The 11,685-nt window shown below is 68.3% G+C and carries 8 protein-coding genes; 6 read left to right on the top strand and 2 right to left on the bottom strand.

Annotation, left to right across the window (positions count from 1 at the left end):
- Nucleotides 1-100: 100 nt before the first annotated feature.
- A complete protein-coding gene (locus HALOF300_RS11835) occupies nt 101-877 on the top strand; it encodes a hypothetical protein (protein ID WP_156741147.1) in 777 nt (258 codons plus the stop codon).
- A gap of 215 nt (nt 878-1,092) precedes the next feature.
- A complete protein-coding gene (locus HALOF300_RS11830; RefSeq protein ID WP_197522500.1) occupies nt 1,093-1,563 on the top strand; it encodes a hypothetical protein in 471 nt (156 codons plus the stop codon).
- A gap of 298 nt (nt 1,564-1,861) precedes the next feature.
- On the opposite strand, the gene HALOF300_RS11825 is transcribed toward HALOF300_RS11830, so the two are convergent.
- Nucleotides 1,862-2,545, bottom strand: coding sequence for a hypothetical protein (locus HALOF300_RS11825; RefSeq protein WP_156741145.1), 684 nt, complete (start codon nt 2,543-2,545; stop codon nt 1,862-1,864).
- Between the two features lie 268 nt (nt 2,546-2,813).
- Nucleotides 2,814-7,658 carry a MobF family relaxase gene (mobF, locus tag HALOF300_RS11820; RefSeq protein ID WP_156741144.1) on the bottom strand — a complete coding sequence of 1,615 codons (4,845 nt, stop codon included), beginning with the start codon at nt 7,656-7,658 and terminating at the stop codon, nt 2,814-2,816.
- Between the two features lie 681 nt (nt 7,659-8,339).
- On the opposite strand from mobF, the gene HALOF300_RS11815 reads away from it, so the two are divergent.
- The 4 genes from HALOF300_RS11815 to HALOF300_RS11800 all read left to right on the top strand — a co-directional run bounded on the left by HALOF300_RS11815 (nt 8,340) and on the right by HALOF300_RS11800 (nt 11,454).
- Nucleotides 8,340-8,948: a hypothetical protein gene (locus tag HALOF300_RS11815; RefSeq protein WP_156741143.1), complete on the top strand. Its 609-nt coding sequence runs from the start codon at nt 8,340-8,342 to the stop codon at nt 8,946-8,948.
- Nucleotides 8,949-9,098: 150 nt separating this feature from the next.
- Entirely contained in the window at nt 9,099-10,139 is a 1,041-nt protein-coding gene (locus HALOF300_RS11810) for a hypothetical protein (protein WP_156741142.1), read from the top strand.
- Between the two features lie 35 nt (nt 10,140-10,174).
- Complete coding sequence (locus tag HALOF300_RS11805) at nt 10,175-10,336, top strand: hypothetical protein (RefSeq protein ID WP_156741141.1); 162 nt, start codon at nt 10,175-10,177, stop codon at nt 10,334-10,336.
- Nucleotides 10,333-11,454: a hypothetical protein gene (locus HALOF300_RS11800; RefSeq protein WP_156741140.1), complete on the top strand. Its 1,122-nt coding sequence runs from the start codon at nt 10,333-10,335 to the stop codon at nt 11,452-11,454. The genes HALOF300_RS11805 and HALOF300_RS11800 overlap by 4 nt, the downstream gene beginning before the upstream one ends.
- Nucleotides 11,455-11,685: the final 231 nt, after the last annotated feature.

Genomic DNA, 11,685 nt, shown 5'->3' with positions numbered 1-11,685 from the left:
CCCGCGTCGTCTACAACCAACTCAACACCGACCACCAGAACGACCACACCCAAGCCCCGCCGACTTGCCAACCGGCAGCGGCTTGACATAGGAGAAACCTATGGAGAGTCAGGGCCGCGCGTCGATCCGGTTCACCCTGAACGGTCACCGCTACGAGTTGGCCCGCCAGGACGTCGAGAGCCGCCTGGTTGATGTCGCGCCCGATCCGATCCGCAAGCACGCCGTGATGGTCAACGGAATCTGGTTCCCAGTCATCCAGGCGTTCGAGGCCGCGACCGGGATCCCGCGATCGGAGTTCATGTCCAACACCGCCCGCCGCCACCTGGCGACGCTGGGGTACGAAGTCGCCGGCAACGTCGAGCCGCGCACTCCACTGCCGACGGTGCGGCGCTCGGCCACATCGCCTGCTGCGGCCCGTCCAGAGGACCTCGAGGAGCCCACGGGCCTGTTGGGGGAGTGGCACACTGAGGCCAACATCCAAGCATCGCTGGTGACCGCGCTGGCCGCCGAGGGATGGCGGATCCTGTCGGTGGCTAACACCGCGACCAAGGAGCACGGCATAGACGTGATCGCCGCCCTTGATGGTCAGACGGTCGGCGTCGAGGTCAAGGGGTTCCCCAGCCGCAGCTACGCTGACCCGGCCCGGGCCGGCGAGGTTAAGCGCACCAGCCCGGGCACGCAGGCCGGCCACTGGTATTCCGAGGCGGTGCTGGCCGCGATGCGGCTGCGGAGCAAGGAGCCGGCCTGGCACAGCGTGATCGCGCTGCCACAGTTCTCTCGCTACCGCGACCTGTACGCCGAGACGTCGGGTTCGCTCGCCGCTGCGCAGATCGACGTATGGTGGGTCGACCAGACCGGCGCGGTGCACCGGCAGTGACTGGCGCCCGGTGGTACGCGAGGCCGGAAGGCGAGGGGCTCATCCTCCGGAAGGCGCCGCGGCTAGCCAGCTGGAACAAGGCCTCCGACCCCGACCAGATCCGGTTGCGCGAGTACCTTGAGGACACCGCCGAGCTCGTGGCACCCGCCATGGTCAGCGGCCCCTGGGCGCTCCGACTTGACGTCGGCCTCCCAACCGGGCGCGCCCTGATCGACATGGCCGACCTGGACAACTACGCCTTCCCGCTCGCCACCCACCTCCGCAGCGAGCACCTGGCCTCGGTGTGGTGCACCAAACGGCACGCGGATACCTCCCGCGTGCTCGTCGCATCCGTGCACGAGGCGCCGGCCCCGGATGCGACCTACACCGTGCGGACCACCGCCGCGTCCCAGACCAATGCCTACAAAGAGCAGATCCGCGCCGGGGTGGCCAGCGCGGCCGAGATCCCCTTCGGCGGCGTGCAGCTGCAGATCGCCTTCGTCGTCGGCCCGCAACGCAATTGGCTCAACCTCTGGAAACCGACGATCGACGCCCTTGACCCGCTCCTCGGCCGCACCCGCGCCGACCGCGATTGGCACCCAAAGGACGGCCGGATCACTGATCTCGGCCTCCACGTCGACGTCGACCCGTTCCTGGGCCACGACGTCGTCGTGACCGTCGCCGCCGGCCCGGTCGCCTTCACCTGATCTCGCCGGTTCCTTAGACAGATGTTGGGCACTCGAGCAGAGTGCCCACGTGCCCTGACGGCGCGTCGCCTGCCGGGGCGATTGGTTTGTCGCTGTTCGTGCACGACTTGCCCAAGGGTGTCATCAGCCCGGTGGTGAGCAGAATCTCGACCGAGATCCTCGACGGAATCCGCAAAGTGACCCTCTTGGCCGCCACGGAGCTGGAGCGGCGTGTCTTGGCGCGAGGGTGCGGACCCGCGCAGTGGATCGTCCTGTTCGAGGCCGAGATCCACGACCAGCCACAACCGCCGAGAGCGACCTACATGGCGGCTGGCCGCGTGCGATAGACCTGCACGTGGCCGCGCCGCTCGTCGGCGGCTATGCCCAGGCCGGCGTACGCCGCCGCTGCGGCGGCCAGGTTGAACGATGACGCCGGCGTGCACACGACATCGGAGGTGCTCAGCGTCGCTTCTTCCAAACGGTCCGCGAACGTATCTGCGGCTGCGGCGGCGTCGGCCGCATGCTGGGTGATCCCAGACGGAACCGGCTTGCCGGTCCCAGACACGAACGCCTCCCACACGAGCAGAGTTGCCGCACCTGCCAACCAAGCCTCCGGCCGGGTCGTGCACGGCAGTCCGGGGAACGCGGAGCCGATGCGCTCGAGCATCCACGCCATTTGTACGAGCCCGGTGGCCAGGGCGCCGCTGCCCGCACCGGCCGACCAAGGCCTCGAGCGACCGTCGGCGGTCTCACCCTGGCGAGCCTGACCGAGCGTGATCCACCCGTCGACGGGGCCAACCGGGCTGACCGGCACCATCAATGGGGCCTCGAACCCGAGCGCCACCGGTACGCCGCCGACCAATGCCTCGAGGACGGCGAGGGCCGCCCCCTCCGGGTAGCGGCCACCCGCGCCCACCGGCCGACGTTCTGGCAGGTCCAGGCCGGCCCAGGCGAAGTTCGTCCTCACCGAGCCGACGTCGATAGCAACGACGCGAGTAGCCACCTTCTCGAAGCGTCCGCCCGCGCCAACTTCGCCCCAATCGATTCCGTCCCGCATGGCACCATCTTTCCACCTGCCTGATGCAGCCCTACGCTGGTCGGACTCGTCGGGTCTGGACCCACGACGACCGTGAAAGCGGATGAACTCTGCCAATTTGGATCGGGGCGTGCAAGAGCGGACCGGTTTGGTTCCCACGGCCACCTACAGAGTCCCCCAGAATGGCTCTTCGGCTTCCTTCACGAGGTCGGGAAGGTCCTTCGTCGTTGTTCGATCATGCGAGACTGGGGCCGTCGATGGGGCCAGTGGATGCCTTCTCATTCAAGTGCTGCAGGAGGGTCTCGTGGGTGTTGTCGGTGCATGCTGGGCCGGTTCGGTCGCCGCGTAGGTCGTCGAGTGCTTGCAGCATCTGTTCGCGGCGGGCGAGTTGCTCTTCGCGAACCAACTGGCGGGCGCGTTCGGGGTCGGGCTTGTGGCGTGAGTCCACGCCGAGGGCGTGTAGGGCCGCCGCGGCCTCGGCGCGTGCCTTTGCCTGCACACCGTGGGCTACCGATGTGCCGAGCGGCTGGGGTCCGTCGATCTCGTAGCGGTCGCGGTAGGCCACGATCGCCCGTATGGCACCGTCCCACCTGATGCGCAGCGTGTCCTCAAGCGCGGGCGGCGATGGAAGGTCGGCGGCCCAGGACGGGGGGTGGTGGGCGACCCGATCGACAAGGGCGTCCAGACGTTGGGCGATCTGCTCGGTCTCGTGCCGCAGCCAGGCCGCGATCGCCGGGTTGTCGGTGCGAGCCGGTGGCACGGGACTGCTGGCGCGGTGGTGGGCACGGACTTGCTGCAGTTCGACCCAGACAGTCTCGCGCGCGAGCGTGTGTTCGCCCCACGGCCCGTCGGGGGTGCTCAGGCGCCGAGCGAGGTGCTCGCCGGCTTGCATGAACGCCTGCTCGTCGCGGAGGCGGGCGATGATCGTGGCCGCTGAGCGCACAACTGCGAGGCGCTGTTCGGGGAACTGGTGCGGCGAGGCTTCCACCAGACGGTCGAGGAGTTCCTCGGTGGTGGGCTGTGCAGCCAGGAGCCCGCACCGCAGGTTGTCCAGGTGGCCGTCCTCCAGGAGGGAGCCGGGGTCAGCGCCTCCCGGCAGGATTGCGCTGCTGGCCAGGGCAGCTTCGTCATCGGTGAGCATCGACCAGACCCTGCCGGTGGCCCGGTGTCCAGCTCGGTCGGCGTCGAAGGCGAAGATCGGTGCCATGGTGTCCGGGCACAGATCACGGACCTGCCGCAGGTGCTCACGGGTGAGGGCGGTGCCGCAACCGGCGAGCGGCACGAGCATGGGGTCGCCGACGCGTCGGACGGCTTCGAGGTCGAATGCGCCCTCAACGAACACCGGCCGGGCGCCGGCGCGGAGCCGAGCCTTGGCGTCTGCATCCAGGCCGAGGAGTACTTCGGCCTTGCGGTAGGCCGGTGTTGTGGGCGGGTTGAGCCACTTCGGAGTGTGGCCGGTGGAAGTCGCGGGGTTCGCGCGCGCGGTGAACGCGATGATCGCGTCGTCGCCGTCGCGCACGGGGATGATCACCCGGTCCCGGAACCTGTCGATGAGGCGACCGGTGCGGGTTCTGGACGCGAGCCCGGCGACGAGCATGGCCGCGTCGCTGACCCCCTCGCCACGGAGGTAGTTGACCAGCCCGGTCCAGCCCGCGGGTGCGACCCCATGTTCCGGTGCGGGGCTGAACGCTCGGTCCTGGAGGTAGCGCGCCGCCCACGGCGCATCGCGGGCTTGGCGCTGCCACCACTCGAACGCCGCCACGTTGAGGTCGACGATCTCATGCCACCGGTCGGGCTTGGGCGGGTCGGCGTCCGTCGTAGCCGCGGTTGGGTCCTCCCTCGAGGGGTGCTGCGGCGGTGGGGTGACCCACGAGGGCAGACTCGTCTCATGGTCGGCACGGGCGGCGACTGGTTCGCCGATCCGCCAGTACAGCAGAGTGGCCGGTGAGCGGGCGTCGTGCAGGTCCTCGGCGTGCCTGCGCAGGAGCCAGTCAAGGTCGGCCCCGTTGCGTTGGTGGCGCACCAGCAGGGCGGCGAGGTTGGGCCAGGACTCGTCCTCAAGGATGGGGTGGGCCAGATCCGGTCCGAGCGTGGCACCGACGGCATCGGCGGTGCGTTCGATCGCCTCGGGGTCGAGCAGGTGAGCGTAGGCGTCCTCATACGCTGGGACCAGACGCGCCAGCGACCCGGCCTGCTCGGCTTCCTCGTGCAGTGTCGCCAGGGCACCCTCGCCCACCGTGGTCCGGGTGAGGACTCCTTCCAGCACCGCCCGGGCTGCCACGTCCGGGCGGGCCTGGTGGTGCAGCGAGGCGTCGAGCAGTTCCTCGGTGACGACGTAGAGATCGTTGCCGTGGCGCCCGCGGGTGATCGCGGTATAGAGATGCTCGCGGGTCAGGCCCGCGTCGACGAGGACGCGGGCGACGTCGACGGTCATGCCCTGGGCGCGGTGGATCGTGGAGGCGTACCCCAGTTGCACGTGCTCACGCACGTACCAGGCCGGAAGGCGGGTGGTGGTCTTGTGGACGCGGTGTCGGACGACCAGGGAACCGTCGCCGTGGCGGGCGGTGACGATCCACATGTCGCCGTTCTTGACGTAGTCGGTGTGGCCGTGGCGCAGTCTGCGGTCGTTGCGGCGGGTGACGATGACATCACCGACACCGGCGATGGTCCCGTCGGCCAAGTCGATTCCTTGCGGCTCGACTAGGCCTTCGATGCTGCGGTGCAGGCGGCAGCGGGTGTTGAGGGAGGCGACGTCGTCGTTGTTCGCCGCGATCATGATCGCGTTGCGCCCCGCGGCGTGATCCTGGACCCAGGCTGCATAGATCTCCTCCAGTGCGGACTCCCGGGACCCGGTGTGCACGCGGGCGTTGTCGATGTAGAAGTCGAGGCCGGCCGCGCGACCGTCGCGGACCAGCAGCCCGGCCTCGTCTTCGCCCGGGATGCGGAACCGGTACACATCGCGCAGTTCGGCGGCCCCTATGGTGTTGGCGATCATCCGCAGTGCACCGCCCGCGCCGACGGCATCCAGCTGGGACGGGTCACCCAGGAGCCGCACCGCAGCGCCGGCCCGGGTGGCCAACTCGAGCACCGCCTGAATCTCGAGCGTTCCGGCCATCCCCGCCTCGTCGATCACGATGACGGTGTCCTCATCGAGCAGCAACTCGGCGGGGACATTGCCACGGGCATAGACGTCGATCAGCTTGTGCATGGTCTCGGCGTGGGTGCCGAGTTCGTCGGCGAGGATCCCGGCGGCCACCGCCGAGGGCGCTAGGCCTAGCACGCGACCGCCCGCGGCTGTGACGGCTGCCGCGAATGCGCGCATTGCTGTTGTCTTGCCGGTGCCGGCCGGTCCGATCCCGACTTCGATGCGGTTGGGGCCGCAGGCGAACCGGCGGGCGAGCTCGATTTGGGAGGCATCGAGGCGGACCTGGTTGTCGATCTGGGCGTCCGCGACGGCGCTCTGGAACACCTCGCCGGGGACGACGAATCCGCCGGGTGCCGCGGCAGCGCGCAGCAGCTGCTCCTCGGCGTTTAGGACGCCCATCGAGGTGTACTTCTCTGCTCCGTGCACGGTGTAGATGGACTCGCCATCGGCCCTAGACAGTTCGGGTGGCCGGTGCTCGTCGGTGTTGGGAATGGTCAGCGGCACCGATGCTGCGAGCACCTGGTCGACGACCTCGGCGGCGAGTTGGTCGGCGTCTCGCTCGTGCTCGGTCAGGACGCTTCCACGGGCGTGCCGCAAGGCCTCAGCATGAACGTGAAAGCGGGTCCATGTGGCACGCCGGTAGCCCATCGCTTCCAGCACCGATGTTGCGATCTGCTCCACGGTCTCCGGTGAGCGAGGCGTCGACGGAGCTTCGGGTGCCAGCGCTGCCGCGACCCGGTCACGTACAGCCACTTCCGAGCCCAGGGCGCGGGTTGCCCGGGCGCGCCATTGCTGCACCCGTTCGGCCAGTGGGATGCCGGTCTCTTTCTGCATCCGGGTGTCCAGGGTGGCCTGCTGGGCCATCTTGTATTGGGCTGCCCGGGGTGGCTCGTGCCCGTGTGCCGCCCGGTACTGCGCGACCAACTCCGCGTAGGAGTCATTGATGGCTTGACGCCGCTGGGAGAAGACCCGGCACAGGTCATCACCAACGCCAGCGATCTCGCGGACCGGTACCCGCCCACCCGGGCGGCTCGTCGGCTCGAACCGCACCCCGAGGCGGCTCACCAGTTCCTGTTCGATCAGAGTGTTGTAACGCTCCGAAGCGGACACCGCCAGGGAGAACAGCACCCGCCCATCCAGGCTGCGCCACTTCCCGTCCGAACTGCGCACCTTCGTGGACACGGCCACGTGGGTGTGCAGGTTCGGATCGCCCGACCGGGAGTCGAAATGATCAAACGCGGCCGCCGTCAGACCGTGGGTGTTGATCTGTCGCAACCCGCCCGCTCCGGCGCGCGTGAGGGCGCCCTCGGACTCGATCCACGCCACCGTTCGACGCCACGCCGCAGTATGCGCTTCGGTGATCTCCCGGCGGGTCTCCGCATCAGCCAGAGCCCACAGCACAGAGACCGACTTCACCGGCGTGAACACCAGGTCATAGCCGGCGACCGCATCCCGGTTCACACCAGCGCGCTGGGCTAGAAACCGGGCCACCTCGGCCTCGCTCGGCTCCTCCACATCATGGTCTTGCCGGACCATCTCCGTGGCAACCTGCCAACGGATGCGATCACGTTCCGCTCCGGCCTGTGGGCCCCGATCGTTCACCACTGCGAAGGCCTTGAAAGCTGCGTCCAGCGCGGCGTGATACGCATCGGCGCGGTCCCGGCGGAACTGCATGAAGCGGCGACCCAACCGCACGTTCTCGTCGTTCGGGTGCGTCCCGGTGCCGAACAGGTTGCGCATCTGTTCCGACTTGACTTGGCCCTTGATCCGCAGGACGTCGGCACCCTTGCCCACCCACCGTCCGGGCGGGTTCCCGTGAGTCAGGTAGTAGTCGGTCATCGACTCACCCTTCGGGCGCATCTCATCGCCGGTCGCCACCTGACGGAGCAGGTACTCGTAACCGTTCCCAGCATGGAGCGGGTGGATCGTCATCATCGAGGGCTCCACGCGCTCAACCTCGGGCCTCGCCCGGCCTCGATATGCGCTCGGGCGACGGGGCCACTCAATGTCAACCCAGGTTGACTAGCACTGTAGTGCAAGAGGTGTGTGCGCCTCGGGGTCTGATGACGGTCGCCGGTTGAGGGCACGGGGACGTGTGCCTGGATCGAGGCGGCGCCCTATCAGGTGTGAAGGTCGGTGCGGTCGGGTCGCGTGCTGGGTGAGGAGCGGTTCCGGGGGCAAGAGGAAGGGGTTGGAGATGGCAGCGAACAGATCGAAGGTGGCAGCGCGTGAGCGCGCTCGCCAGCGCCGCTTGGAACTGGATGCTGAACGGGCCCGGCGGGACGAGCAGGTCGAGGCTGCGGGCGCGGAGTTCTTCCAGGCGCAGGACTCCTACCGGGCGGCGGCCGCCCGAATGAGGTCGGCCGTGGCCACGCTGGCATCGCTCGGCGAATCGGCACAGCGCATCCAGTTGCTCCTCGAAGTCAGCGGCGCTGACCTACGTCGCGTGCGAGAGGTCGCCCGCGCGAGTGCTGGGTCCGCATCGCCACCAGCTGCCAGACCTGCCGCGACGGGGCCAGGAGCAACTGCCGACCGGGCCACGGCCTTCGCGCCAGGAGAGGGAACCGGCGCGCCAAACTTCGCCGGGCGGGAAGGGTCGGAGCCGGAGGGTTCATCGTGACTGCAGACGAGGATGATCGGCGCACGATCCCCATCATCGACTACGGGCTGCGAAGGATCTCGGTGCCCGGTGACCCGGTCGAGTACGACGGCCTCGAGTGGGAGAGCGACGGTCGAGATGTGTGGCGCCTGGGCGTGGCAGAGCGTGCGTATCGACTCGCGCTGCGTGATCCCGAAGTTGGCGACCACCGTCTTGCCGAACTTCAACGAAGGGCTCGGGCCGCCTTCGTGGAGAGGGAGACGGTGGAGGATCGCGTCGACATCCTCACACGAATCTCAGATCTTGCGGACGAGGCACAGGCGCTCCTGGGAGAACTCGAGCCGGCTACCGACTATGTGCGTCAGGATCCAGTACCAATCAAACAGGTTCTGCAGGACTTGGCGGCGGCCCGAGAGGAACTCGACAGCATGGTCAGCGCCATCGCAGACCCGGCCGCACCCTTCATCGACCCCGCCTCCGACGTCGAGCCCGAACTCATCGTCGCCAGACGAGCTGTCGACAGCCCGGACGCGTTGAGCCCCGTCGGGCACAGCCGCGAGAACCCGCCGCAAGTCATGCAGCAGGCTGACCCGCCGACCCCCAGCGAAGGGCCGGGCCTCGGCTGATGCCGTTCTTGTTCGCAACGCGTTCGGCCGGGTGCTGACCTCCTGGCACTGGAGCGGCCCGGCTCACAAACATCACAACCGAGGGACCCGAACGTCGGGCGCCCACACCTAACCCCTTGGTCTTCGCATGCCGACGGAAGGTCGACGACGATGAGTGAACCCAGACCCACTGTGCACATCTCGACTGCGGGCGACATCCTGGCGATGATCCCCAGCCTCGTTGGCTACCAACTGGACTCCAAGCACGTGGCGGTCCTGGGCATGATCGATGATCGACTCATCACATTCACCGCCGCGATCGATTGGGAAGACAACGACCCCGCCGACGTCGCCATGGCCATAGAACGGGCCGCAACGACCTCCGGAGCAGATCAACTACTCGTTGTCGGGTACGGGCCGCAGGGAGCCACGAGGGCACGCGCATTCGGTGCCATGTCCGCGCAGGTGAATCCCGGCCTGTCTCACCACGAGATGCACATCAACGAAGGTCAGTACGTGCTGCTCGACCACCCCCGGGCGAGATGGCGTCCCATGCCCGAGCCGCCGGCCGATCTTGCCGTGCTGGGCCGGCCCCCTGCGGCAGCCACCCGTGAGGAGATGCGCGCCCGCTACGCCCCACTGGATCAGCCGACCATCGACCCGCTGGCAGGTGATCAAGCGGTCCGACTCGACCGTCTCAGCCCGTCCCTGCGTATCGACATCGCCCGCCGTAGTCTTGACCGCATCGCAGCCCGTGCACCCAAGCCGTTCGATGCTGCGCAGGTCGCACACTTGGTCCAGGACAGAGACGTCCGAGGCTCGATCATCGTTCACGCCTACCCGAGTTCGGCCAGAACCGAGGCGTTGGTCCAGGTGTACCGGGGTGCTCCCGTTCCCCATCGGCCCGTACTGGGAAGCGCGGCGGGAGCGGCCCTGTACCTGTCCGGTCGGCAGGCACAAGCTGACGCCGTCCTCGAACACGCCGGCGACGAGCGCCTCGCGGGCCTAATCACTGCGGCCATCCGTGCCGGCGTACCCCCAGACCGAGTCAGCGAGATCCTCGCAAGGACGGTCCCGGAAGGGCTCCGCAGCGCAGACGAAGAGTGGACCCGCCAGACCGAGCCCACACGAAGGGCGCGGCAACGACCGGAACATCCCGACCTATCCACAATCCCGCCGCCCATGCCGGACGTCGGCGGACCCGAGTTCTAGCCTGGAACACACACACACGCCGAGGAGACCCGCTCATGTCAGAACCCGAACAGGCAAGCGAATTCGAGGACGCTGTGCAACGACTCGTCGCCGCCGCCGACCCCGGCGACGCGGTGCCGCCAGGCACCTTCGTCGACTTCGGACCGGGGGAGGTCTACATCGACCCCTACAGTTCGCCCGACGATCCACCGGCATGAGTGTGCCAGCCGTTCCGCCGCGCCAGAGGCTTGGTGCGGGTGACGTCGTTGCCGCACTGCCCTACTACGCCGGCTACCAGCCCACCCCAGGATGCATCGGCTACTTCATCGTCTCAGAGGCGGGTGAGTTGCGGCGAGTGGGGGTCCTGCCCCCCGCTGTCACACCCGGACTCGCCCCGAGGGCGGCGCGGGCTGTCATCGAGCCAGCACTGCGCCAGGACTCCGACGGAGTCATCCTGCTCGCCTATGGCCAGGAAGCCTCAGCAACCGCGAAAGCGCTCACCGCCGCGCTCATCAACCGTCTGCCATGGATTGCCAACACAGCCATCACCGTCGACCTCCAGCAGGACCGCTACCGCGTTGGAGGGCCGGGCCAGGCCATCTGGCAGGACACGCCACCGCCTCCGGTATGGGCCATCGCTACCGGGCAACCAGCACCGGCCGCAAATCTCGATGAGCTCGTCGAGCGCTACGCTCCGTTGAACGGGCCCGGCCAAGGCGTCCACGCGACCAGAATCATGAGCGGCGACCGGAAGCGTCTCGACTCCATGAGCCCATCGCTACGTCGCGACGTGGCGCTTCGGACGATCGACGGGATGGCCGGCCGCGAAGGAGCCAGAGACCTCAGCGCCTCCCGGCTCGCGCACATCGCCCGCAGCGCAGTCGTGCGAGACAGCCTCCTCCGAGAGTCCTACAGCCGCCCCGAGCGAGTCGAGGCACTGGTGCAAGCCACCCGCATCGCGCACCCCGACGACGTCGACCCTCTCGTCGGCCTCACCGCGGCAGCGCTGTACGCCGCCGGACACCACGTCTCCGTCGTCTTCGAGATCGCGGAGCGGGCCACCGGTGACAGCCTCAGCGCGACGATTCGTGCGGCAGCCCTGAACTCCATCCCACCAAACGAGATCCGAGCGCTACTCGAAGCTGACACGTACAGATCGCAACTGCGGCAGGCGGACTCGCGCTGGCTCGAACGCCACACCCGGCCCGACGCTCCCAAGTTCCCCGAGCGCCTAGGCGAGGCGCGAGGGAAGCTACGACGGCCCGAGGACCCAACGGATAGACCTTACGACCCGCCCCAACTACCACCGTCGAACGTCAACGGGCCGAACCTATAAGTAAGGTAGGTGAGAGTTGCCACGGGCCCGGCCACCGGGCTGACTGGGCCCTCTGAGCCGTTGGCGCGGGCCTGGGCCGTAACGCGACGAGTGGTCGTTGGCGCGGTCCCCGGAAGAGATCAGAGGCGAACACTAAGCCTCGATCCACCGATGGGCTAGGTGTTGTCGGTGGCGTGGGGGCGTGAGAATGCCCTTCTGACCTGGGAAGATACGACTTGTCGAAGGTCCGTA

Source organism: Occultella aeris (genome assembly GCF_902703175.1).
Classification (GTDB): domain Bacteria; phylum Actinomycetota; class Actinomycetes; order Actinomycetales; family Beutenbergiaceae; genus Occultella; species Occultella aeris.
Note: the sequence above shows the minus strand (reverse complement) of the source record. Positions and strands in the feature narration are given on the sequence as shown.

Excerpts from the sequence above, each read along its gene's own strand:
- mobF (WP_156741144.1), bottom strand. The coding sequence starts at position 7,658 with ATGATGACGATCCACCCGCTCCATGCTGGGAACGGTTACGAGTACCTG.
- HALOF300_RS11800 (WP_156741140.1), top strand. The coding sequence starts at position 10,333 with ATGAGTGTGCCAGCCGTTCCGCCGCGCCAGAGGCTTGGTGCGGGTGAC.
- HALOF300_RS11805 (WP_156741141.1), top strand. The coding sequence starts at position 10,175 with ATGTCAGAACCCGAACAGGCAAGCGAATTCGAGGACGCTGTGCAACGA.
- HALOF300_RS11810 (WP_156741142.1), top strand. The coding sequence starts at position 9,099 with ATGAGTGAACCCAGACCCACTGTGCACATCTCGACTGCGGGCGACATC.
- HALOF300_RS11835 (WP_156741147.1), top strand. The coding sequence starts at position 101 with ATGGAGAGTCAGGGCCGCGCGTCGATCCGGTTCACCCTGAACGGTCAC.
- HALOF300_RS11830 (WP_197522500.1), top strand. The coding sequence starts at position 1,093 with ATGGCCGACCTGGACAACTACGCCTTCCCGCTCGCCACCCACCTCCGC.